General features: G+C 57.0%; 26 protein-coding genes and 1 tRNA gene. 5 read left to right on the top strand and 22 right to left on the bottom strand.

What is annotated here, in order from left to right; all coding sequences use genetic code 11:
- Window positions 1-3: 3 nt before the first annotated feature.
- From EJA72_RS05275 to trmJ, 14 genes are all read right to left on the bottom strand, one after another.
- Window positions 4-1,038 carry a RodZ family helix-turn-helix domain-containing protein gene (locus tag EJA72_RS05275; RefSeq protein WP_157710460.1) on the bottom strand — a complete coding sequence of 345 codons (1,035 nt, stop codon included), beginning with the start codon at window positions 1,036-1,038 and terminating at the stop codon, window positions 4-6.
- A complete protein-coding gene (gene pilW, locus EJA72_RS05280; RefSeq protein ID WP_157710461.1) occupies window positions 1,038-1,796 on the bottom strand; it encodes a type IV pilus biogenesis/stability protein PilW in 759 nt (252 codons plus the stop codon). Before pilW ends, EJA72_RS05275 begins: the two co-directional genes overlap by 1 nt.
- A gap of 12 nt (window positions 1,797-1,808) precedes the next feature.
- The gene (gene rlmN / locus EJA72_RS05285) at window positions 1,809-2,957 is read right to left on the bottom strand and encodes a 23S rRNA (adenine(2503)-C(2))-methyltransferase RlmN (protein ID WP_074873948.1); all 1,149 of its coding nucleotides are present in this window, start codon (window positions 2,955-2,957) and stop codon (window positions 1,809-1,811) included.
- 28 nt (window positions 2,958-2,985) lie between these two features.
- Complete coding sequence (ndk, locus tag EJA72_RS05290) at window positions 2,986-3,411, bottom strand: nucleoside-diphosphate kinase (RefSeq protein WP_007916882.1); 426 nt, start codon at window positions 3,409-3,411, stop codon at window positions 2,986-2,988.
- An 88-nt stretch (window positions 3,412-3,499) separates the two neighbouring features.
- Entirely contained in the window at window positions 3,500-3,700 is a 201-nt protein-coding gene (gene iscX, locus EJA72_RS05295; protein WP_157710462.1) for a Fe-S cluster assembly protein IscX, read from the bottom strand.
- 14 nt (window positions 3,701-3,714) lie between these two features.
- The gene (fdx, locus tag EJA72_RS05300; RefSeq protein WP_157710463.1) at window positions 3,715-4,056 is read right to left on the bottom strand and encodes an ISC system 2Fe-2S type ferredoxin; all 342 of its coding nucleotides are present in this window, start codon (window positions 4,054-4,056) and stop codon (window positions 3,715-3,717) included.
- Between the two features lie 2 nt (window positions 4,057-4,058).
- The gene (hscA, locus tag EJA72_RS05305) at window positions 4,059-5,921 is read right to left on the bottom strand and encodes a Fe-S protein assembly chaperone HscA (RefSeq protein WP_157710464.1); all 1,863 of its coding nucleotides are present in this window, start codon (window positions 5,919-5,921) and stop codon (window positions 4,059-4,061) included.
- 51 nt (window positions 5,922-5,972) lie between these two features.
- Window positions 5,973-6,494 (bottom strand): co-chaperone HscB, encoded by a 522-nt coding sequence (gene hscB, locus EJA72_RS05310; protein WP_178129065.1) that lies wholly within the window; start codon window positions 6,492-6,494, stop codon window positions 5,973-5,975.
- An 8-nt stretch (window positions 6,495-6,502) separates the two neighbouring features.
- On the bottom strand, window positions 6,503-6,826 hold the full coding sequence (iscA, locus tag EJA72_RS05315; RefSeq protein ID WP_157710466.1) for an iron-sulfur cluster assembly protein IscA: 324 nt from the start codon (window positions 6,824-6,826) through the stop codon (window positions 6,503-6,505).
- Window positions 6,827-6,860: 34 nt separating this feature from the next.
- A complete protein-coding gene (gene iscU / locus EJA72_RS05320) occupies window positions 6,861-7,247 on the bottom strand; it encodes a Fe-S cluster assembly scaffold IscU (protein WP_003443374.1) in 387 nt (128 codons plus the stop codon).
- 85 nt (window positions 7,248-7,332) lie between these two features.
- Entirely contained in the window at window positions 7,333-8,547 is a 1,215-nt protein-coding gene (locus tag EJA72_RS05325) for an IscS subfamily cysteine desulfurase (RefSeq protein ID WP_157710467.1), read from the bottom strand.
- Window positions 8,548-8,597: 50 nt separating this feature from the next.
- Complete coding sequence (gene iscR / locus EJA72_RS05330; protein WP_008042436.1) at window positions 8,598-9,089, bottom strand: Fe-S cluster assembly transcriptional regulator IscR; 492 nt, start codon at window positions 9,087-9,089, stop codon at window positions 8,598-8,600.
- 285 nt (window positions 9,090-9,374) lie between these two features.
- Window positions 9,375-10,151: a serine O-acetyltransferase gene (cysE, locus tag EJA72_RS05335; RefSeq protein WP_007982740.1), complete on the bottom strand. Its 777-nt coding sequence runs from the start codon at window positions 10,149-10,151 to the stop codon at window positions 9,375-9,377.
- A gap of 2 nt (window positions 10,152-10,153) precedes the next feature.
- Window positions 10,154-10,924, bottom strand: a complete 771-nt coding sequence (gene trmJ, locus EJA72_RS05340) for a tRNA (cytosine(32)/uridine(32)-2'-O)-methyltransferase TrmJ (RefSeq protein WP_157710468.1) — start codon at window positions 10,922-10,924, stop codon at window positions 10,154-10,156.
- Window positions 10,925-11,069: 145 nt separating this feature from the next.
- Here trmJ and suhB point away from each other — a divergent pair, with 145 nt between their 5' ends.
- Entirely contained in the window at window positions 11,070-11,888 is an 819-nt protein-coding gene (gene suhB, locus EJA72_RS05345) for an inositol-phosphate phosphatase (RefSeq protein WP_007982736.1), read from the top strand.
- 259 nt (window positions 11,889-12,147) lie between these two features.
- Here the strand turns inward: suhB and EJA72_RS05350 are convergent, their stop codons facing one another.
- The 6 genes from EJA72_RS05350 to queA all read right to left on the bottom strand — a co-directional run bounded on the left by EJA72_RS05350 (window position 12,148) and on the right by queA (window position 18,238).
- A complete protein-coding gene (locus EJA72_RS05350) occupies window positions 12,148-12,699 on the bottom strand; it encodes a glycine zipper 2TM domain-containing protein (RefSeq protein ID WP_178129067.1) in 552 nt (183 codons plus the stop codon).
- 121 nt (window positions 12,700-12,820) lie between these two features.
- Window positions 12,821-13,735, bottom strand: a complete 915-nt coding sequence (gene secF / locus EJA72_RS05355) for a protein translocase subunit SecF (protein WP_157710469.1) — start codon at window positions 13,733-13,735, stop codon at window positions 12,821-12,823.
- Window positions 13,736-13,744: 9 nt separating this feature from the next.
- Window positions 13,745-15,613 (bottom strand): protein translocase subunit SecD, encoded by a 1,869-nt coding sequence (gene secD / locus EJA72_RS05360; RefSeq protein WP_157710470.1) that lies wholly within the window; start codon window positions 15,611-15,613, stop codon window positions 13,745-13,747.
- A gap of 63 nt (window positions 15,614-15,676) precedes the next feature.
- Window positions 15,677-16,015 (bottom strand): preprotein translocase subunit YajC, encoded by a 339-nt coding sequence (gene yajC, locus EJA72_RS05365; protein ID WP_003185175.1) that lies wholly within the window; start codon window positions 16,013-16,015, stop codon window positions 15,677-15,679.
- Window positions 16,016-16,058: 43 nt separating this feature from the next.
- Window positions 16,059-17,174: a tRNA guanosine(34) transglycosylase Tgt gene (gene tgt, locus EJA72_RS05370; protein WP_178129083.1), complete on the bottom strand. Its 1,116-nt coding sequence runs from the start codon at window positions 17,172-17,174 to the stop codon at window positions 16,059-16,061.
- Window positions 17,175-17,188: 14 nt separating this feature from the next.
- Window positions 17,189-18,238 carry a tRNA preQ1(34) S-adenosylmethionine ribosyltransferase-isomerase QueA gene (queA, locus tag EJA72_RS05375; protein WP_157710472.1) on the bottom strand — a complete coding sequence of 350 codons (1,050 nt, stop codon included), beginning with the start codon at window positions 18,236-18,238 and terminating at the stop codon, window positions 17,189-17,191.
- A 107-nt stretch (window positions 18,239-18,345) separates the two neighbouring features.
- Between queA and EJA72_RS05380 the strand changes: the two genes are divergently transcribed.
- The 4 genes from EJA72_RS05380 (at window position 18,346) to EJA72_RS05395 (ending at window position 21,573) form a co-directional block, all read left to right on the top strand.
- Window positions 18,346-18,430: transfer RNA gene (locus EJA72_RS05380), tRNA-Leu, on the top strand.
- A gap of 150 nt (window positions 18,431-18,580) precedes the next feature.
- Complete coding sequence (locus tag EJA72_RS05385; RefSeq protein ID WP_157710473.1) at window positions 18,581-18,910, top strand: hypothetical protein; 330 nt, start codon at window positions 18,581-18,583, stop codon at window positions 18,908-18,910.
- A gap of 146 nt (window positions 18,911-19,056) precedes the next feature.
- The gene (locus tag EJA72_RS05390) at window positions 19,057-19,557 is read left to right on the top strand and encodes a DUF3916 domain-containing protein (RefSeq protein ID WP_157710474.1); all 501 of its coding nucleotides are present in this window, start codon (window positions 19,057-19,059) and stop codon (window positions 19,555-19,557) included.
- 333 nt (window positions 19,558-19,890) lie between these two features.
- Entirely contained in the window at window positions 19,891-21,573 is a 1,683-nt protein-coding gene (locus EJA72_RS05395) for an AIPR family protein (protein ID WP_157710475.1), read from the top strand.
- A 382-nt stretch (window positions 21,574-21,955) separates the two neighbouring features.
- Here EJA72_RS05395 and EJA72_RS05400 read toward each other — a convergent pair whose 3' ends face one another.
- Window positions 21,956-22,324, bottom strand: coding sequence for a PH domain-containing protein (locus tag EJA72_RS05400; RefSeq protein WP_157710476.1), 369 nt, complete (start codon window positions 22,322-22,324; stop codon window positions 21,956-21,958).
- A gap of 150 nt (window positions 22,325-22,474) precedes the next feature.
- Window positions 22,475-23,419, bottom strand: coding sequence for an Abi family protein (locus tag EJA72_RS05405; protein ID WP_256679635.1), 945 nt, complete (start codon window positions 23,417-23,419; stop codon window positions 22,475-22,477).
- Between the last annotated feature and the right edge of the window lie 181 nt (window positions 23,420-23,600).

The following is a 23,600-nucleotide window of genomic DNA, read 5'->3' on the forward strand; positions in this document are numbered from 1 at the left end:
GACTTATTGACCCAACTTCAGGCGAGCAGTCTCGCCACTGGTGAACGGAGCGACATCAACCACCTGCCCGTTGTAGCTGACCTGCGCGCCACGAGCGAAGCCCAGGCGCACGGCAAATGGCGGCTTGCCGCTGACGGAAACGCTTTCACCCTTACGCTTGAGGCCGCTCAACAGCACCTTGCCGGTGCCATCGGTCACTTGCGTCCAGCAATCGGCGGTGAATTGCAGTTGAACCTGGCCCTGGCCGGCAACTGGAGCAGCGGCTGGAGCGGGGATGGTCGGCGTCACGGAAGCGGTTGCAGGCGGAGCCGAAACAACAGGAGCCGCCAGCGTTGGGGCCGCAGGCGCCGCGACAGCCGGAGCAGTGCTGTGAACCGGAGCCGCCGGTGCCGGAGCGGCCGGTGCTGCAACGGGTGCGGTCGGCGTGATCGGTGCCGCTTCGGCCGGTGCCTCAGCCGAGGTTTCGGCTTGCGGCAACGCGAGCGCAGTGGTGCTGCCTTCGGCCTGACCTTCCGCGACGGCCTGGTCTTCCGGCTCGTCCAGCGGATGGATCTGGGTGGTACCGTCGGCGCCTTCGACTTCAACGTGCTCCGGGCTCAGGCTGACCTGGTCCTTGGTGCGCGATGACGTTTGATCCTGCCACCAGATAAAACCACCGCCAATCACTGCGATCAGCAACAGCAGGCTGACAATGCGCAAAATGGTATGGGAAACCCGGACCGGCTCTTCGATGCGACCCAGGCTGTGAACGCTGCTACCCTGGGAATCGGTGCCGGTGGATTGGTCGAATTGCTGAACCAGCACGGTTTGATCCATGCCCAGCAACTTGGCATACGCGCGGATGTAACCGCGAGCAAAGGTATGCCCAGGCAGCTTGTCGAAAGCGCCGGCTTCCAGATTGCTCAGGGAATTGACGGTGAGGTTGAGCTTGAGGGCCACTTCGGCCAGCGACCAGCCATTGCTTTCGCGGGCCTGGCGCAAAGTCTCACCGGGGTTAACGCGATTCGCTGCTACAACTTCGGGATGCGCCGCTTTCATCATTGCTCCGACAGGTATTGCTGATATTCCGGCGTACCGGGATAGAGTCGTTTTAATTGCAGGCCAAAACTGGCGGCCTTGTCGCGATCTTCAAACACTTTTGCCAGCCGAACGCCGAGCAATAGACTACGTGCATTTTGTTCGGTCAGCAGGCTAAAACGGTCGTAATAGTCACGCGCGGGCACATAATGCCTGTCTTCGAACGACAACTCAGCCATTTCCAGCAATGCCCGTGGCTGTTGGCGATTCAAACGCAGGGCTTTTTCCAGTTGCTGCTGGGCCAGTTCACGCTGGCCAAGCTTCGAAGCGGTCATCCCAAGGCTCTCGAACACCCGAGAACGCTCAGGATACAAGGTATCGGCGGCCGCTTGTTCGAAGCGCTCGTAGGCCTCTTTGTAACGCTTTTCTTCGTAAAGAAAACTACCGTAATTGTTCAGGATTCGTGCACCGGTGGGACGAGAGGACAGCGCCTTGCGAAAATGCTGGTCCGCCAGTTCCGGTTCCATCTCGGCCTGGAACACCAACCCAAGCGCCGCGTTGGCATCCGGGTCGGATTCATCCAGCTCCAGCGCTTTCTTCAGCGGAACCTTGGCGCGCTCGGTCATGCCTTGCTGCAAGTACCCCAGGCCCAGCTGCACGTAAGCGGCACGCGCTTCATCACGGCCCTTGCTGGTCTTCATCGGGTTGAAGTCGCCCGACAGGACACAACCAGCACACAGGCTGGCCCACAGCAACAGCAGCGCGAAGCGCAGGGACATAGAGATCCTCTCTTAATTATTGTTCGCAGCGTTCTGTGCGATATCGTTTTCGGCGCTCAACTCGCGCACGGCGATATAACGCTCGCTACGACGGGTGCGATCCAGCACCTGCCCTACCAATTGACCGCATGCGGCATCGATGTCTTCACCACGGGTGGTGCGGACGGTAACGTTGAAGCCAGCATGGTGAAGCTGATCCTGGAAACGACGAATCGCGTTGTTGCTCGGACGCTCGTAACCGGAATGCGGGAACGGGTTGAACGGAATCAAGTTGATCTTGCACGGGATGTTCTTGAGCAACTCGATCATCTCAACGGCATGTTCAACCTTGTCGTTGATGTCCTTGAGCAAGGTGTACTCGATGGTCAGCACGCGTTTTTCGCCCAGGGACGACATGTAGCGCTGGCACGACTCGAGCAGCATCTTAAGCGGATATTTCTTGTTGATCGGCACCAATTGGTTACGCAATGCGTCGTTTGGTGCGTGCAGCGACAACGCCAGGGAGACGTCGATGTGCTTGGACAGCTCATCGATCATCGGCACCACGCCCGAAGTGGACAGGGTCACGCGGCGCTTGGAAATCCCGTAGCCCAGGTCATCCATCATCAGATGCATGGCGGCCACGACGTTGTCGAAGTTCAGCAGCGGCTCACCCATGCCCATCATCACCACGTTGGTGATGGCACGGTCGGCGGTCGCCGGGATGCTGCCGAACGATTTGTTGGCAATCCACACCTGGCCGATGACTTCGGCGGCGGTGAGGTTGCTGTTGAAACCTTGCTTGCCGGTGGAGCAGAAACTGCAATCCAGGGCACAGCCTGCCTGGGACGAAACGCACAAAGTGCCGCGTTTGCCCTGGGGAATGTACACGGTCTCGACGCAGCTGCCGGACGCCACGCGCACCACCCATTTGCGGGTGCCGTCGGTGGAGATGTCCTCGCTGACAACTTCGGGACCGCGAACTTCGGCAATAGCCTTGAGCTTGTCGCGCAAGGCCTTGCTGACGTTCGTCATGGCGTCGAAATCATCGACGCCAAGGTGGTGAATCCATTTCATTACCTGACCGGCACGGAAACGCTTCTCCCCGATTGAGTCGAAGAATTTTTCCATTTCCTGTTGAGTCAGACCCAGCAGGTTGGTTTTTACAGTCGATGTAGTCATGGATTCACCTTCACTCTTAAGCCAATGCTTAGCGAGTGGTTACTTCAGTAGCTGCGAAGAAGTACGAGATTTCGCGAGCAGCAGCGGCTTCGGAGTCCGAACCGTGTACAGCGTTGGCGTCGATGGAGTCAGCGAAGTCAGCACGGATGGTGCCAGCTGCAGCTTCTTTAGGGTTGGTAGCGCCCATCAGCTCACGGTTCAGAGCGATAGCGTTTTCGCCTTCCAGAACCTGAACAACAACAGGACCGGAGATCATGAAAGCAACCAGGTCGCCGAAGAAACCACGAGCGCTGTGCTCAGCGTAGAAGCCTTCAGCTTCAGCTTTGGACAGTTGCTTCAGTTTCGAAGCTACAACGCGCAGGCCTGCTTTTTCGAAACGAGTGGTGATCTCGCCGATGACGTTTTTTGCAACAGCGTCAGGCTTGATGATGGAGAAAGTACGTTGAACTGCCATGGTGTAACTCCAGAAACGGTAATTTGTGAAAAATTAAACCCGCGAATTATACGCGGGTTCTTGGGTATTGCCTAACCTGCAGCGTGGCTCAGTCGCGTTCTTCGATCCAGTGGGCCTGAATGGCCTCCAGGATCTTTTCGCCACAATGCTCAGGCTTGTCGTCGAATTCGGGCAATTCCATCACCCACTTACGCAGATCGACGAAGTTGACCGCCATAGGGTCAACATCAGGCTTGCTTTCAGCGAGCTGGATCGCGATTTCCAGCACATCAGTCCACTTGAGACTCATGACAATTCCTTGAATCAGTGCGGCGCTTCGGCTGCGTGATTGAGCGAGTATTTCGGAATTTCGACGGTCAGGTCTTCATTCCCGACGATTGCCTGGCAACCGAGACGCGATTGCGCTTCCAGACCCCAGGCCCGATCAAGAAAGTCTTCTTCCAGCTCGTCCGCTTCTTCCAGCGAGTCAAAACCTTCGCGGATGATGCAGTGGCAGGTAGTGCAGGCACAGACACCGCCACAGGCACTTTCCATCTCAATGTGGTGTTCATGCGCCAAATCGAGAATCGATGTACCGGGCTCAGCCTCCACAACCATGCCTTCAGGGCAAAACTTATCGTGTGGCAGAAAAATGACCTGCGGCATCGTTATTCCTCAATCTCGTTCAGGTTGCGCCCCGCCAGCGCGGCTTTCACCGTCGAGTCCAGGCGGCGGGCAGCAAAGGCATCGGTCACTTGCGACAGACGCTTGGTCTGCTGCTCGATGGCAAAACCATCGGTACCTTTCATCAGTTCGGTCAATTCCTGCATCTGCAGCTCGATGACCATACGCTCTTCGGCGTCGAGCAAACGCTCGCCGTCGGCATCGAGGGCGGCTTGCACCGCTTCGATCAGGCGCTGGGCATCGACCTGCTGCTCACGCAGTACGCGGGCGACCTTGTCATCGTTGGCGTGCTGGAACGAATCCTTGAGCATCTTGGCGATTTCACCGTCCGTCAGGCCGTAGGACGGCTTGACCTGAATGCTCGCCTCGACGCCCGAGCCCAGTTCACGGGCCGAAACACTCAGCAGACCATCGGCATCGACCTGGAAGGTCACGCGAATCTTCGCCGCACCCGCCACCATCGACGGGATACCACGCAATTCAAAGCGCGCCAGGGAACGGCAATCGCTGATCAGCTCGCGCTCACCCTGCAACACATGGATCGCCATGGCCGACTGGCCATCTTTGTACGTCGTGAAGTCCTGGGCGCGGGCAACCGGGATGGTGGTGTTGCGCGGAATCACCTTCTCCATCAGGCCGCCCATGGTTTCCAGCCCCAGGGACAATGGAATCACGTCAAGCAGCAGCAGTTCTTCGCCGTCACGCTTGTTGCCAGCCAGGGTATCGGCCTGGATCGCGGCACCGATGGCCACCACTTGATCCGGGTCGATTTCAGTCAGAGGCTGGCGACCGAAGGCTTCAGCCACGGCTTCGCGGACGCGAGGTACACGGGTCGAGCCGCCAACCATAACCACTGCGTGCACTTCTTCCAGCTCAACACCGGAATCTCGCACTGCGCGGCGGCAGGCTTTCAGGCTGCGGGCAACCATCGGCTCGATCAGCGCATTGAAGGCTTCACGGCTCAGTTCGGCTTTCCAGTCGCCGTAAGCAACTTCGACGGACGAGGCATTGGTGAGGGCTTCTTTGGCCGCACAGGCGGTTTGCAGCAAATGACGTTGCGCGCCCGGATCGAGGTCAGCCGACAAACCAGCACTCTCGATGATCCAGCCGGCAATCGCGTGATCGAAGTCATCGCCGCCCAGGGCGCTGTCGCCGCCGGTCGCCAGAACCTCAAACACACCACCGGTCAGACGCAGGATCGAAATATCGAAAGTACCGCCGCCCAGGTCATAAATCGCGACCAGGCCTTCGGCGTGCTGATCCAGACCGTAAGCCACCGCAGCGGCGGTCGGCTCATTGAGCAAACGCAGCACGTTCAGACCGGCCAGCTTGGCCGCATCCTTGGTGGCTTGACGCTGAGCATCATCGAAATAGGCCGGAACGGTGATCACCGCGCCCACCAGCTCACCGCCCAGCGTCGCCTCGGCGCGCTGACGCAGCACCTTGAGGATATCGGCGGAGACTTCGACCGGGCTTTTCGGGCCCTGGATCGTATCGATGAACGGCATGTGCGATTCGCCGCCGACAAAGCGGTACGGCAGCTGATCGCCCAATTGCTTGACGTCGGACAGACCACGACCCATCAAGCGCTTGACCGACAGCACGGTGTTCAAGGGATCGGTGGCGGCAGCCAGCTTGGCGGACTCGCCCACTTCGACGCGATCAGCGTGATAGCGCACGGCGGACGGCAGAATGACCTGCCCGTCAGCATCGGCCAGGGGCTCGGAAAGTCCACTGCGCAACGCAGCGACCAGCGAATTGGTAGTGCCCAAGTCGATCCCCACAGCCAGACGACGCTGGTGCGGTTGAGGACTTTGGCCGGGTTCGGCGATCTGCAGTAGGGCCATCGTTATCAGGACTTATCTGTATATCAGGCGTGCGACCGGAGCGGCACTGGGTTAATCGTCGAGGCGCTCTTCTAACTGGCGCACTTCGTAGGTGAGCTTGTCGAGGAACTGCATGCGCCGCATCAGGCGTTCGGCCTGTTCACGTTGCGCTGCATCATTCCAGCAGGCTGCGAAACTGTCGTTCAGTTTTTCCTGAGCCGCTTTCAACCGGCGCTTGAAGACGGCAACGCCATTCAGGTCGGCGCTGTCCTGCAGGTCTTCGAGCTCTTCGCGCAACTCCATCTGTTGCAGAAGAAACTCCGGATCATGCACCGTGACCTCCAGCGGCAGCTCACCACCGTTCAAGGCGAGCAGGTAACGCGCGCGCTTGGGTGGACTCTTGAGCGTCTGGTAGGCCTCGTTGAGGCTCGCGGATTGCTCTAGCGCCAGCCGCTGCTCCCGCTCGGAAGCGTCGGCAAAGCGGTCTGGATGGACACTGCGCGCCAACTCACGGTAGCGCGTAGCCAGCTGGTCGAGATCCAGATTGAAGCCCGGTTGCAGCTCGAATAAAGCGAAATGACAAGGAGTACCCACGAGCAGCCTCAGATGTTGAAGCTTTCGCCGCAGCCACATTCACCGCGTACGTTGGGGTTGTTGAACTTGAAGCCTTCGTTCAACCCTTCCTTGACGAAATCGAGTTCGGTGCCGTCCAGGTAGGCCAGGCTTTTAGGGTCGATGATCACTTTCTCGCCGTGACTTTCGAACACTTGATCCTCTTCAACCACCTCGTCGACAAACTCCAGCACGTAGGCAAGGCCGGAACAGCCCGTGGTGCGAACACCCAGACGAATCCCCTCACCTTTGCCGCGCCCGTTGAGGGAGCGTCGCACGTGTTGAGCAGCCGCTTCTGTCATGCTGATAGCCATCGGTGACTCCTTACTCGTCGCCAAATCTTGAAAGTCAGATCAAGCCTTTCTTCTGCTTGTAATCGCGAACGGCCGCTTTGATAGCGTCTTCAGCGAGTACGGAGCAGTGAATTTTTACCGGCGGCAGTGCCAGTTCTTCGGCCAGCTGAGTGTTTTTGATGGTCTCTGCTTCATCCAGAGTCTTGCCTTTCATCCACTCGGTCGCCAGGGAGCTGGAGGCGATAGCCGAACCGCAACCGTAGGTCTTGAACTTGGCGTCTTCGATGATGCCTTGCTCGTTGACCTTGATTTGCAGGCGCATAACGTCGCCGCACGCCGGAGCGCCGACCATGCCAGTGCCGACATCCGGGTCTTCCGCGTCCATCTTGCCGACGTTACGCGGGTTTTCGTAGTGGTCGATGACCTTTTCGCTGTAAGCCATGATTCTTAATCCTCACTCATCAGAGAGTCGCTCTTGAAGCCCTGCAAACCTTGGTATTACAGGGCTGATTTGCGGCGACTTGAAATCAGTGTGCCGCCCACTCGATTTTCGAAATGTCGACACCGTCTTTGTACATGTCCCACAGCGGCGACAGAGCGCGCAGCTTGGTAACGGCCTCGCAGACTTTCTGCGCGGCGTAGTCGATTTCTTCTTCGGTGGTGAAACGACCGAAGGTGAAGCGGATCGAGCTGTGTGCCAGTTCGTCGTTGCGGCCCAGGGCGCGCAGTACGTACGAAGGCTCAAGGGACGCCGAGGTGCAGGCCGAACCGGACGAAACCGCCAGGTCCTTGAGGGCCATGATCAGCGATTCGCCTTCAACGTAGTTGAAGCTCAGGTTCAGGTTGTGCGGAACGCGGGCAGTCAGGCTGCCGTTGACGTACAGCTCTTCCAGATGCTCGACCTGCTTGTAGAAACGGTCGCTCAGCGCTTTGATGCGCACGTTCTCGGCCGCCATGTCTTCTTTGGCAACACGGAACGCTTCGCCCATGCCGACGATCTGGTGGGTCGCCAGGGTGCCGGAACGCATGCCGCGCTCGTGACCGCCGCCATGCATGGTCGCTTCGATGCGAACACGCGGCTTGCGGCTCACGTACAGCGCGCCGATACCTTTAGGGCCGTAAGTCTTGTGGGCGGAGAACGACATCATGTCGACTTTCAGCTTCGACAGGTCGATGTCGACCTTGCCGGTGGACTGAGCGGCGTCGACGTGGAACAGAATACCCTTGGAGCGGGTCAGTTCGCCGATGGCTGCGATGTCGTTGATGGTGCCGATTTCGTTGTTCACGTGCATGACCGAAACCAGGATGGTGTCGTCACGCAGTTCAGCTTCGATCATTTCCGGCGTAACCAGACCGTCGGTGCGAGGCTCGATGTAAGTGACTTCGAAGCCTTCACGCTCCAGTTGGCGCATGGTGTCGAGGACAGCCTTGTGCTCAATCTTGGTGGTGATCAGGTGTTTGCCCTTGGTCGCATAGAAATGCGCCGCACCCTTGATTGCCAGGTTGTCGGACTCGGTGGCGCCGGAAGTCCAGACGATTTCACGCGGGTCGGCGTTGACCAGGTCTGCGACCTGACGACGAGCGTTTTCGACGGACTCTTCAGCTTTCCAGCCGAATACGTGGGAACGGGACGCCGGGTTACCGAAGTTTCCGTCGACCAGCAGGCATTCACTCATTTTTTGCGCAACACGTGGATCAACCGGTGTGGTCGCAGAGTAATCAAGGTAAATCGGCAATTTCATGGACTATCTCCTAAATCAGGCTGGCTGGCGTGCCGCTAGCTCTTTGGCTGTCATTCGACGGCGGACGCTTCAATCTTGTCCAGGCGTGGCGTCTTGCTGTTGCAACGACGCTGGTCCTGACGCTGGGCTACTTCTTGTACCTCACGGCGAGTGACAAGATCAGCCAAGCTGATACCGCTCAGAAATTCGTGAATCTGCAAGCTCAGATCGCACCACAAGTGGTGAGTCAGGCAGGTGTCGCCTTGATGGCAATCACCTTGGCCTTGACACTTGGTGGCATCGACCGATTCGTTTACCGCATCGATCACCTGGGCGACCTGGATGCCCTGCATGTCGCGGGACAGCTGGTAGCCGCCACCCGGACCACGGACGCTGGAGACCAGATTGCTGCGGCGCAATTTGGCGAAAAGCTGTTCGAGGTAGGACAGGGAGATGCCTTGGCGCTCGGAGATATCGGCCAGGGACACGGGCCCGTGCTGCGCGTGCAACGCCAGATCGAGCATGGCGGTCACGGCGTATCGGCCTTTTGTAGTCAGTCGCATGGACAATTACCACGGAGTTCGGAATGGGGCGAGTATGCAATTCCCGAGTATTTAAGTCAACTATAAGACCTAGTACTTTAGTCAGGTTTACCCGCAAAAGAGCGGCGGCATCATAGCAAAGGCTGGGGCGGTACAGCCAGCAATTGCGCGTTATCGTTTCCCACTGTAGGAGCGAGCATGCTCGCGATGGTCGTCAACGATTACGCGGGGCGCCTGACACCCCGCGGCGCTCTCGGGCCCATCGCGAGCATGCTCGCTCCTACAGGAAGGGGGGGGGCACGCTCGTCAGCTGGCCTGGCTTTGATCCTTGTCCTTCACACACGCAAAGTCTTCTTCACGCAGCTCAGGCAGATCTTTCGCACAGTAATTACTGCCCAGATCCTTCAACGCCCCGCACATCCCCTCCAGTCGCCCATCGACCGCCTGCAAATGGTCGAGCAACTGATTAATGGCGCGCGCCACCGGATCGGGCATGTCTTCAGTCACACCGTAGGCATCGAAGCCGATCTTCTCGGCCATGGCCTTGCGCTTGGCGTCCTGCTCTTCGTCGGATTTGACGATGATGCGGCCCGGGATACCCACCACGGTGGCGCCCGGCGGCACTTCTTTGGTCACAACTGCATTGGAGCCCACCTTGGCGCCGGCCCCGACAGTGAACGGACCGAGCACCTTCGCGCCCGCACCAACCACCACGCCATCACCCAGCGTCGGGTGACGCTTGCCCTTGTTCCAGCTGGTGCCACCCAAGGTCACGCCCTGGTAAATCGTGACGTCATCGCCGATTTCAGCGGTTTCACCAATGACGATGCCCATTCCATGGTCAATGAAGAAACGACGACCAACCTTGGCTCCCGGATGAATCTCGATTCCGGTCAACCAGCGCCCGAAGTTCGACACCAGCCGCGCCAGCCACTTCAAATCTGCGCGCCACAACATTGCCGACAAACGGTGAATCCAGATCGCGTGCATGCCCGGGTAGCAAGTCAGTACTTCAAAAGCGTTACGCGCCGCCGGGTCTCGGTGGAATACGCTTTGGATATCTTCACGCAAACGCTCGAACATCATTAATCCTTCCGCTTCAGAAGCTCACCACGGGCCGCTTTTTGGGTTTCCGTGAGGATGCCACGCAATATATTCATTTCCGCCCGGCTGACCGAGCTTCGTCCGTACAACCGGCGCAGGCGCGCCATCAAGTGCCGTGGCTTTTCCGGATCGAGAAACTCGATGGCCACCAGGGTTTGTTCCAGGTGCTCATAGAATCGCTCCAGCTCATCCATGGTCGCCAGCTCACCACTTTTGGTGGACGCCACTTCATCCTTCTCGACCTTGCTGGGCTGGCCTTGGGCCGCGAGCCAGGACATGCGCACTTCATAACTCAACACCTGCACCGCCGCCCCAAGGTTCAGCGAGCTGAACTCAGGGTCTGATGGGATGTGCACGTGATAATGACATCGCTGCAGCTCTTCATTGGTCAGGCCGGAATCTTCACGACCGAACACTAGGGCAATCTCGGCGCCCTGCCCGGCTTCCTCGACCACTTTGGTCCCGCATTCGCGAGGATCAAGCAGCGGCCAGGGAATGCGACGGTCGCGGGCGCTGGTGCCGAGCACCAGATTGCAGCCGACCAAGGCATCTTCCAAAGTGGCGACGACTTGCGCGTTTTCAAGGATGTCCCCGGCGCCGGAAGCACGAGCATCGGCCTCGTGGTGCGGGAACAACCGCGGTTCGACCAGCACCAGCCGCGACAGGCCCATGTTCTTCATGGCACGCGCAGCCCCGCCGATATTGCCGGGGTGGCTGGTATTGACCAGGACGACACGAATGTTATGCAGCAAGGGAGGCGCTCTCGAACACAAAAAGGGGAGCCGAATCTTACAGCGCCTACTACCGTTAAGCTATGAAAGCGAACACCGACCTTCTCCTGTAGAAACTTTCTGATAGAATGCCCGGCTTTCTTTAACAACCTTAGGTGACACATCCATGCAGCCCATGCTGAATATCGCGCTGCGCGCCGCCCGCAGCGCCAGTGAATTGATCTTCCGCTCCATCGAGCGCCTGGATACCATCAAGGTCGACGAAAAAGACGCCAAGGATTACGTATCCGAGGTGGACCGCGCCGCCGAGCAGAAAATCATCGACGCGCTGCGCAAGGCGTACCCGAATCACTCGATCATGGGTGAAGAGACCGGCATGCACGCCGGCACCGGCATCGAAGGCGAAGAGTACCTGTGGATCATCGATCCGCTGGACGGCACCACCAACTTCCTGCGCGGCATTCCTCACTTCGCTGTCAGCATCGCCTGCAAATACCGCGGTCGCCTGGAACACGCCGTTGTTCTGGACCCGGTTCGCCAGGAAGAATTCACCGCCAGCCGTGGTCGCGGCGCTCAACTGAACGGTCGTCGCCTGCGCGTCAGCGGCCGCACCAGCCTGGACGGCGCCCTGCTGGGTACCGGCTTCCCGTTCCGTGACGACCAAATGGACAACCTCGACAACTACCTGGGCATGTTCCGCGCCCTGGTTGGCCAGACCGCCGGCATCCGCCGCGCTGGCTCGGCGAGCCTGGACCTGGCCTACGTGGCTGCCGGCCGTTTCGACGCCTTCTGGGAGTCGGGCCTGTCCGAGTGGGACATGGCTGCAGGCGCCCTGCTGATTCAGGAAGCGGGCGGCTTGGTGAGCGACTTCACTGGCGGTCACGACTTCCTTGAGAAAGGCCACGTTGTTGCCGGTAACACCAAATGCTTCAAGGCAGTCCTGACGGCGATCCAGCCGCACCTGCCGGCTTCGCTGAAGCGCTAAGCGTCCAGCGACAGAAAAAGCACCCTTCGGGGTGCTTTTTTTATGCCCATCAAACTCACCCCTACCCCTGTAGGAGCGAGCCGGCTCCGGGCGGCGTTCCGACGATGGTCGTCAACGATAACGCTGACCGCGTGACACCCCGCGGCGTTCTCGGGTTCATCGCGAGCAGGCTCGCTCCTACAGTGAGTCAGCGGCATCCCATAAATCGCGGGCACAAAAAAAGCACCCCGCAGGGTGCTTTTTTTTGAATCTGAGCGGCTTATTGATTCGGCTGATTCTGCGACAGGATCAACTTGCCTTCCTTGTCGACCGGAATCTGGTTACCCGGATCGCGATCCATCCGCACTTTGCCTTCCTTACCGTCCAGCGAGTAACGAACGTCGTAACCCACAACCTTGTCGCTGATGTCATTCACGGTGTTACAGCGAGTCTGTGTCGTGGTGTAGGTGTCACGCTCTTGCATGCCTTCCTGAACTTTGTTGCCGGCGTAACCACCACCGACCGCGCCTGCAACCGTGGCAATCTTCTTGCCCGTGCCGCCGCCGATCTGGTTACCCAGCAGACCACCTGCCAGCGCACCGACCACCGTACCGGCAATCTGGTGTTGATCTTTCACCGGCGCTTGCCGGGTGACCGCTACATCCTTGCACACTTCACGTGGAGTCTTGATTTGTGTCTTGACCGGCTCAACGGCGAGTACTTGCGCATACTCAGGGCCGCTTTTTTTAACCAGGCTGTAGGTGGCCACAGCGCCCCCGGCAGTTACACCGACAGCACCCAGTACAGCACCAACCAGCATCGACTTGTTCACATGAACCTCCTGACCATCACATGCGGGACATGCCCGCGCTTCTCCCAGCCTTGGAGCACAAAAAAAGGCGCGAGTTCAACTCGCGCCTTTTTGTGCTGACAGATGGGAAAAGCGATGGCCGTTATGGACGGTCGTCGACTTCCTTCTCGGTCGCCGCAGGAGGAATCAGGTCCTCGCTGTTCAGGTTCAGCCAGATCAGCACCACGTTCGCGATGTAGATCGACGAGTAGGTACCCGCCAGAACACCGATGAACAGGGCGATGGAGAAGCCGAACAGGTTGTCGCCGCCGAAGAACAACAGGGCCGCGATCGCCAGCAAGGTGGAGATCGACGTCGCCATGGTCCGCAGCAGGGTTTGCGTGGTCGAGATGTTGATGTTCTCGATCAGGCTGGCCTTGCGCAGCACACGAAAGTTCTCACGGACACGGTCGAATACCACGATGGTGTCGTTGAGCGAGTAACCGATGATCGCCAGTACCGCCGCCAGCACCGTCAGGTCGAAGGTGATCTGGAAGAACGACAGGATACCGATGGTCACGATCACGTCGTGGATCAGCGAAACGATGGCGCCGACCGCGAATTTCCACTGAAAGCGGAAGGCCAGGTAGATCAGGATGCCGCCCAGCGCCATCAGCATGCCGAGGCCGCCCTGGTCACGCAGCTCTTCACCCACCTGCGGGCCGACGAACTCGACGCGCTTGACCGTCGCCGGGTTGTCGCCGCCAACCTTTAGCAGCGCTTCAGCCACTTGGTGACCCAGTTGCGGATCTTCACCCGGCATCCGCACCAGCAGATCGGTAGTCGCACCGAAGCTCTGCACGATGGCTTCGTGGTAACCCGAAGTGACCAGCTGCTCACGCACCTTGGTGACATCGGCCGGACGCTCGTAGGTCAGCTCGATGAGCGTACCGCCGGTGAAGTCCAGGCCCCAGTTCATGCCCTTGTGGAAGCAGCTGAACAATGCCAGCGCCGTAAGGAACAATGTGACGCCGAACGCAAAGTTGCGAACGCCCATGAAGTTGATTGTACGTAACATGGCAGCCCCTTAAATCCACAACTTCTTGAAGTCACGACCGCCGAAGATCAGGTTGACCATCGCGCGGGTCACCATGATGGCCGTGAACATCGAGGTAAAGATCCCGAGGGACATGGTCACTGCGAAGCCTTTGACCGGGCCGGTGCCCATCGCAAAGAGAATCCCGCCAACCAACAGTGTGGTCAGGTTGGCGTCGAGAATCGCAGTAAATGCCCGGCCGAAGCCTTCGTTGATTGCCCGTTGCACGGTCATGCCCGCCGCGATTTCTTCACGAATCCGCGAGAAGATCAGAACGTTGGCGTCGACCGCCATACCCATGGTCAACACGATACCGGCGATACCCGGCAGGGTCAGCGTTGCACCCAGCAGCGACATCAGGGCCAGCAGCAACACCATGTTCACAGCCAGAGCGACGGTGGCGATGATGCCGAAGAAGCGGTAGATGGCGATGATGAACAGCGAGACAAACAGCATGCCCCACAGCGATGCATCGATACCTTTGGTGATGTTGTCCGCACCCAGGCTCGGGCCAATGGTGCGCTCTTCAGCGAAGTACATTGGCGCCGCCAGACCACCGGCACGCAACAGCAGCGCCAGTTCGGACGATTCGCCCTGACCGTTCAGGCCAGTGATGCGGAATTGAGCACCCAGCGGCGACTGGATGGTCGCCAGGCTGATGATCTTCTTCTCTTCTTTGAAGGTTTGAACCGGTACGTCTTTCTCGACGCCGTTAACCACTTGCTTGACGTAAGTAGTCACCGGACGCTGCTCGATGAAGATCACCGCCATGCTGCGACCGACGTTGCTGCGGGTCGCGCGGCTCATCAGCTCGCCACCGTGACCATCCAGACGGATGTTCACTTCTGGCGTGCCGTGCTCGCCGAAGCCAGCCTTGGCATCAGTCACCTGGTCGCCCGTGATGATCAGGCCACGCTCGATCTGTGCCGGCGGACGCTTGCCTTCACGGAACTCGAAAGTCTCGGAAGTGGCTTTCGAAGCGCCAGGCTCAGCGGCCAGACGGAACTCAAGGTTGGCCGTCTTGCCGAGGATACGCTTGGCTTCTGCGGTGTCCTGAACGCCCGGCAGCTCAACCACGATGCGGTTGGCGCCCTGACGCTGGACGATCGGTTCGGCAACACCCAGCTCGTTGACGCGGTTACGCACCGTGGTCAAGTTCTGCTTGATGGAGTATTCGCGGATTTCCGCCAGCTTGGCCGGGGTCATCGCCAGACGCAGTACCGCCTGACCATTGAGGTCGGCCGGAACAATGTCGAAATCGTTGAAGTTCTTGCGGATCAGTGCACGGGCCTGTTCGCGGGACGCTTCATCACTGAAGCCCAACTGAATGGCACCGTTGAGTTGCGGCAGGCTGCGATAGCGCAGCTTCTCTTTGCGCAACAGGCTCTTCACATCGCCTTCGTAGACTTTCAGGCGAGCGTCGAGGGCTTTGTCCATGTCCACTTCCAGCAGGAAGTGCACACCACCGGACAAGTCCAGACCCAGTTTCATTGGGTGCGCGCCCAGGCTGCGCAGCCATTGCGGGGTGGTTTGTGCCAGGTTCAGTGCAACGACGTAGTCATCACCCAATGCCTTGCGCACGACGTCTTTGGCCGGCAGCTGGTCTTCAGCCTTGGTCAGGCGAATCAGACCGCCCTTGCCGTTGGCCGCCAGTGTGGCTGCCTTGACGTTGATCCCGGATTCCTTGAGCGCAACGCTCACACGATCCAGATCAGCCTGATTGACCAGCAACGCAGTGCTCGCACCGCTGACCTGAATGGCCGGGTCATCAGGATATAGATTGGGAGCGGAATAAATCAGACCGACCGCCAGCACCGCCAGGATCAGAATGTATTTCCACAGAGGGTATTTGTTCAGCATCACGCCGCCCGCTTATGACGCGGGGCGCCTTGCGCGCCCCGTCGATTGAGTAGAAGTTGAAACTTAGATCGCTTTCAGCGTGCCTTTTGGCAGCGTGGCGGCAATAGCGCCCTTCTGGAACTTCATTTCGACGGTGTCGGAAACTTCCAGAACAACGAAATCGTCGGCTACTTTAGTGATCTTGCCGGCGATACCACCGGTGGTCACAACTTCGTCGCCTTTCTGCAGGCTACCCAGCAGGTTCTTCTGTTCTTTGGCGCGCTTGGCCTGTGGACGCCAGATCATCAGGTAGAAGATGACCAGGAAGCCGACCAGGAAAATCCACTCAAAACCACCGCCCATTGGGCCGGCAGCAGCAGGTGCAGCGGCGTCAGCCATGGCATTAGAGATAAAAAAGCTCATTTAGCACTCCAGTTGCAAATGTTGAATCTTGGGGTCAGAAAACTCAGTCCAAAGGCGGAACAGGTAACCCGCGTTTGGCGTAGAAGGCATCGACAAAGGCGGCCAATGTACCCTGTTGAATAGCCTCGCGCAAACCAGCCATAAGCACTTGATAATGACGCAAGTTATGGATGGTATTGAGCATGCTTCCCAGCATTTCGCCGCACTTGTCCAGGTGATGCAGATAAGCGCGGGAGAAGTTCTGGCAGGTATAGCAATCGCAGGTCGGATCGAGCGGCGAATCATCATGGCGATGGAACGCGTTACGGATCTTGATCACGCCGGTGTCAATGAACAGATGCCCATTGCGGGCATTACGGGTTGGCATCACGCAATCGAACATGTCCACACCGCGGCGCACACCCTCAACCAGATCTTCCGGTTTGCCAACGCCCATAAGGTAACGAGGTTTGTCAGCCGGCATCTGACCCGGCAAATAATCCAGCACCTTGATCATCTCGTGCTTCGGTTCGCCCACCGACAGGCCGCCAATGGCCAGGCCATCAAAGCCGATCTTGTCGAGGCCTTCCAGCGAACGCATGCGCAGATCCTGGTGCATGCCGCCCTGAACGATACCGAACAGTGCGGCCGTGTTGTCGCCATGGGCTTCTTTCGAACGCTTGGCCCAACGCAACGACAGCTCCATGGAAATACGCGCGACGTCTTCGTCAGCCGGGTACGGCGTGCATTCGTCGAAAATCATCACGATGTCCGAGCCCAGGTCACGCTGGACCTGCATCGACTCTTCCGGCCCCATGAATACTTTGGCGCCGTCGACCGGAGAGGCGAAGGTCACGCCCTCTTCCTTGATCTTGCGCATGGCGCCCAGGCTGAACACCTGGAAACCACCGGAGTCGGTCAGGATCGGACCTTTCCACTTCATGAAATCGTGCAGGTCGCCGTGCTTCTTGATCACTTCCGTGCCCGGACGCAGCCACAGGTGGAAGGTGTTGCCCAGAATGATTTCAGCGCCAGTGGCCTCGATATCCCGCGGCAACATGCCCTTGACCGTGCCGTACGTGCCCACCGGCATGAAGGCCGGGGTCTCGACGGTACCGCGCGGGAAGGTCAGGCGACCACGACGAGCCTTGCCATCGGTGGCAAGCAGCTCAAACGACATGCGACATTCGCGACTCATACTGTTTCCTCTGGGCCGCTTGGAGCGGGATTACGGGTGATGAACATCGCATCACCGTAGCTGAAAAAGCGGTATCCGTTATCGACCGCGGCTTTATAGGCGGCCATGGTTTCCGGATAACCGGCGAACGCCGAAACCAGCATCAACAGCGTGGATTCGGGCAAATGGAAGTTGGTGACCAGGGCATCGACCACGTGAAACGGCCGGCCCGGATAGATAAAGATGTCGGTGTCGCCACTGAACGGCTTGAGCACGCCATCGCGCGCGGCGCTTTCCAGGGAACGCACGCTGGTGGTCCCCACGGCCACCACGCGCCCACCGCGAGCGCGGCAAGCGGCGACGGCATCGACCACGTCCTGACCGACTTCCAGCCATTCGCTGTGCATGTGGTGGTCTTCAATCTTCTCGACCCGCACCGGCTGGAACGTGCCCGCGCCGACGTGCAAAGTCACGAACGTCGTCTCAACGCCCTTGGCCGCAATCGCTTCCATCAACGGCTGATCGAAATGCAGCCCCGCCGTCGGCGCCGCCACCGCGCCCAGGCGCTCGGCGTACACCGTCTGATAACGCTCGCGGTCCGAGCCTTCATCCGGGCGGTCTATATAAGGAGGCAGCGGCATGTGCCCGACGCGGTCGAGCAGCGGCAATACTTCTTCAGCAAAGCCCAGTTCGAACAACGCATCGTGACGCGCCAGCATCTCGGCTTCGCCACCGCCATCAATGAGGATCTTCGACCCAGGCTTAGGCGACTTGCTGGACCGCACATGGGCCAGCACGCGGTGACTGTCGAGCACCCGCTCCACCAGGATTTCCAGCTTGCCGCCGGAAGCCTTCTGGCCAAACAGCCGCGCCGGAATCACCCGGGTATTGTTGAACACCATCAAATCGCCGGGGCGCAAATGCTCCAGCAAATCAGTGAATTGACGGTGTGCCAGGGCGCCGCTGACCCCATCCAGGGTCAACAGGCGACTACCGCGACGCTCGGCCAAAGGATGGCGGGCGATCAGCGAATCAGGGAGCTCGAAAGTAAAGTCAGCAACGCGCATGATGGGGTTCGTCTAGCAGGGCCGGGAAGTCTAGCGGAAATATCAAAAATTCTCTATGTACCTGATTGACCGACGGTAATCTCATCTCTATACTTCGCCGCCATTGAGCCCTGATGGCGGAATTGGTAGACGCGGCGGATTCAAAATCCGTTTTCGAAAGGAGTGGGAGTTCGAGTCTCCCTCGGGGCACCAACATTAAGAAAGGTCTTGCTTAGGCAAGGCCTTTTTTTTCGCCTGCGATAAAGTGGCCGACACCCCACCGACTTGTGGGAGCCAGCCTGCTGGCGATGCTTTTGATCTTCTCGCTTTTGGCTGGTACGACAATTCTCAAGGATTCACCCCATGGAACTGCTGCTGGAAACTGTTGCTTTGTTCTGTCTCAAGCTCGCTTATGAGACGGAGGGGTCGAGTCCGATTCTGCGGGATGATCCGATCATGAGTGATTATGAGCGGGAGGTTTTTGGCCTGCTGGTACGCCGGGGTGATGTCGAGGGTATTCAGTTCAGGATTGCGCACTGTGTAGGTGTGGCGCTGGACGCCATAGGCGGGGCTGATACGCCGCTAGGGCGAGAACTGCAACGGTTGTCGGCTGATTTCAGCAGTACACGGTCAATGGTGCAGCTGAATGCGCCGCTCATCGCGCTTAAGGATTATTTGAAAGATATTCAGTAAGTGATCGGGCCAGGGAAAGTTTGGTAACTCTTTAAACCGACGGGTATTGGATAAGGCCTTGGCTGATATGAAAATATATCCGCCACTTTTCGATTGCGTCAGCAGACAGCAACGAAAGACCTTCCCGGCATCACAAGGACGTATCAATGCGGCAAATCGCCCTCAGCAACAAAGCACTCAGAGGCATCCCCCGCCGTCTTCGCGCACTGGAACGCTGGGCTTCCAGTTTTCGCGACGAGTTTTACCCGCGATCCGAGTTCATGGAGCGCTACACACACTGGAAGATCCCGGTGCACGAAGCCCTGGTCGAAGGTCCTCAAGCCAGGATCGAAGTTCAGGCCTTCTGCATTCAGCAACTGCTCGAAGCCGCTAGCCACCTGTCCAACGCTGCTGACCGCTCGAAGGGTTACTATCGCGTCGCTTGCCTATTGACGTGGCCATGGGTTCACCAGAGTGAGGTCACCGTCTTCTATGACCGGGATTATTATCTTGGTTTTCTCGGTAAAACTAACGCTCTCATGCCAGAGCGGATCAGTCGTGCTCTTGCTTTGCATACACCAGAGAATTTCATCGAGCATGGGCATGACGTCACTCAGCCTGATGATGATGTTGCGGTACAGTGGTGTTGTATCGGGGAACCTCCTTGAAGCCCTTGGCGAGGCTCGCTCCCATCTGGTTTGGGTTGACAGGCATCGATTGCCCATAGAGTGTGAATAAAAAATCTGCCCCCTTTTCTCCCTTGCCTCCTTTTCTCCCTTTTCTCCAAAAATCACCAACTCCCCGGATGCTACAAAACCTAGACATGGCGGGCTTTGTTTTGCTTCATATTTGCTGGCGCAGGGGAATTTCAACCCCCGTCTAGCCCCCAAATCTTATGGTCTTTCAGGCCAAAAGGCGGCATTAAGCCAGCATGTACTTGCGATCAAGACAAGCAACCGGCTATCGTGGCATTTCAATATCAAGGCATCCACGAAGGAAATATGACCGACGCAATCCAAGATATTCTTGCTTCGATAGACGAACTGGCCGGCCGGGCTAAAATCTCCCGTAGCCGCGCATTTGCAGCTTGGTACGCGATAACCTTTTTTGACGTCGAAGAAGATGACGCCTTAGAAGCCGCTGCGGCGGATGGAGGTAACGACCAGGGCATTGATATTGCTTTTGCAGATCAAAGCAGCGAAGAAATCGTGGTGCTGCAAGCTCTCTGTCCGGTTAACTTCGTCAAAGTCACGCCTAAAAGTAAATGGGACGCTGTCATAAGCTCCATACCATACGTACGGGATCCGGATATGCTCAAGCCGCTCGGCAGAGCCGACTTGGCAGAAACGCTTAATGACCTAAAAAAGAGGTTCCCAACGTATTCGTTCACAGTTGGATTGATTTCTTTAGGCAAGAATTCAACTGCTATCGAGCGTTCAGTTCAAGCCCATCAAAAGCAAGCATCGGACAAAACCCGTTTCTTTTTTGATGCACAAGAAGACATCTGCTCACGATATAAATCCATTGTAGAAGCTGAGAACGGTATACCTGAGGACGTATTGAACTTCTCGGGCGAGCACTTTGAAGACAGCGGTGATTATGGGCGCGCCTGGGTTGGATCTGTATCAGCCGCCGAGCTAAAACGGCTGCACACAGAGCACAAGGATAAACTTTTCGCTGGCAATGTGCGGCTTTTCTTAGGAGCTCGCAAGGGAGGAATTAATGAACAAATTATTAAAACCGCCCAAACCACTCCGGGTAATTTCTGGGCACTTAATAACGGCATCACCATAGTTGCTGATAACGCAGATATTGAAGCAGACGAGAATGGCCGGAATCGCCTTCGTTTGAAGCGCTTCAGCATTGTCAACGGCTGTCAAACAACGTCTAGTTTAACAAAGGCGAATGCAGCTGCAGATGCAAAGGTTTTGGCGAGAGTTATCTCCGCGAAGGTTGGCCTTAAAGATGAAATTGTTCGATTCAACAATTCTCAGAACACTGTTAAAATTTGGACTGTTCGGGCTGTCGACGACATTCAAGAACACCTTCGTAAAGAAATTGAAAAGGTAGGATTGATCTACGCTCCTAAGCAAGCCGGTTCGCGCACTCGGAAAGATCCTAAAATTATTGAGCTCGATAAATTAGCGCAATATCTTGCGTCTCTCGAGCAGTCCTACCTGATCCAAGCTATTGACAATAAGAGTGAGCTATTCGATGAGCCTTATCAAAAGATATTTCATCGCGGCATAAAGCCAGTGGAAGTTCTCCTTGCTTGGTTAGTAGGAAACTCCGCAGAAGTAGAGCGTAAAAAACTGGCTGACGGCCTTGCTGGAGACCCCAACTCTAATTTATTGATGGTTACGAGTGCATATTGGATTGTTTACACCTGTTACAAAATCCTAAGAAAAATTTCAGACATAGACTCGAAGTTAATAACTCTAGAAAGGCTATGCCGCCAAGAATTTCAAAATGCTATCGCAAAGTATGCATCGGTTGCAGCGAACGTATTCTATGATGCCGCCGTAGATACTTATGATAGAGAGGAGTATGGCTCCTTTAAAAGTACTCTACGCTCCACTAGATTCTTAGGAAAAATGGAAAGTAAACTTAATAGTCGAGTATTAAAATTGCATGACAAATCATTACCCGACTTAGCTTTAGTTGCGAAGGCTATTAAGATTTAACGTCAGTCATGACATAGAAAAGGGACAGATTTATTTGAAAAACAAATCTGTCCCCTTCCCCGTCTTGTTGGTAGGTGTGTGCTTGTGGGGTGAGTTGCTTGCGATTGCGACGGCAGATTCAGCGTTGGTGTTGTTCGGGCTGGCGCTTTCGCGGGCAAGCCTTGCTCCTACGGGGGTTGTGGCGGGCTGACGGGCATTTTTGGCCTGAGTGGGTACGTTGCTTGCGATTGCGGTGGCACGGTCAGCATTTGTGTTGATTGGGCTGGCCCTATCGCGAGCAGGCTCGCTCCTACAGGGGGTTTTGTGTGTTAGTTGGTATTTGGATTGGCCTCGGGTTTTCGGGGCTTTTTATTGGGTGGGGTTGGTGCGGCAGCGACTCGGGTCAGAGCAGGTGCTGAGAGATCAGTTTGGAGATTTCAACCATTGATGTCTTGCCGGTGAATTCGAATTTCACTTTTCCCAGCGACGAGAAGTAAATCTCCAGTTCCGAATCCAGGTCGAACGTGCCTGAGGTCTCTACCGAGTAGGCCACGATGTTTTTGTAAGGCAGTGAGGTGAAGTCTTTTTTGCTGCCGGTGATGCCCTGCACGTTGACGGCGATGATGCGTTTGTTGGTGAACACGACGCCGTCGCGCATGGATTTGTAGGAGTCGATGACGTGTTCGCCGTCGATCAAAAGGGCGGAAACGCGTTCGGCGTATTCGTCGTTTTGCTTGAGTTTGAAGAATCCTTTGTTGTTGAAATCAATCATCTGTCTTTCCCTTATTTTCGAATGAACGGCTTGAGAATGACTTCATACCGTATCTCGATCGGTATTGCAGAGTCAGCCTGCACGCCGCTGCTCCCGTGAATGGATAGGTGAAGTCAGCCTCGATTTTTTCGGGACTGACTTCGAAATTCACTAGATCCCGAACGAATGTCGAGGAAACCCCGTTTCATCTGGAAAACCCATCGCTTTGAAAGTGCAGCCGGGCATAGCGGGCTTATGATCGATCAGATCTGCAACCTCGTTGATCCAGGTCGAAGCAGGTGCGATCTTCTGAAGTAGAAACCAGATGACTGCGATTAACCCATACAGCCGCTTGAGCGCATGTTGGTCCAGCCCCAACGTCTGAAAATACGGCTCGGAGGGGACCGATAACGGGTTAGCCGAAGCCTGATTCCATATGCGGGTATGGTGAGCACAGCGGTTGCGCAAGTGGCTGGTCTGCTGCATCCACCGACTGAGCATCTTGGCGTTGTTCAAACCTAGGCGCGCAAGTATCAGATTCTGATACTTGCTAGTGAGCAGTTCGAAGAACTCAGAAAGATCCCCGAAATCCCAAGCTTCCACTGCGACCCAGACAGGGATGGACTTACCGGCCCGCAAGTGCCACTGAATACAGTCCTCTTTGCTGCGCGCAATATGCGACTGCTGTTTCAAGCTCCAATCTGTCCACTTGTTGCGCGCAATACCACGGTTGTCCGTGTACGGCTGGGTCCATTTGTGCAGAATGAATTTCCCATTGGTGTAGGCCATCGGGTCGTGATAGCCGACCTCGTGAGCCGTTATGGTCTTGAAGTGAACCTCCAGACGCTCGATCGCATCCAGCATGAGCATTCGCAATCGTTTATCGAACTGGTACAGGTCTACGATCGCATCGAAGGAGGTGGCCCTCTGGAAAGTGTCCAGACGTAGAGGCTTGCCCGCGACCGGGCAGATTTCCTGCAAAAGACCGTTCATTTTAAATTCCCGCGCCGGGTACCAGAATCCACTGAGACGGTAATACCCTAGCTGCGCGAGCTTGCGCTCTGCACGAGACTGATCATTGATTTGCATACCCCTGTTGGTCAGCAGCGCAACCATATCGGGATACGTAAGGAACGGCTTTGGTGGGGCTGGTTTAGGCAACTTCCATGTTCCATAAACAAGAAGGCCCGAACGTAATGCCGGACTGAGCCAGCACCAGAGGATCGGGCGCGATTGGGATCAATGCTGCCGTAGCCTCTTCACAATGTCAACGTCGACGGTTCTGGCTGGAACCGTG

This window comes from Pseudomonas sp. PB120 (assembly GCF_009761815.1).
Lineage (GTDB): Bacteria > Pseudomonadota > Gammaproteobacteria > Pseudomonadales > Pseudomonadaceae > Aquipseudomonas.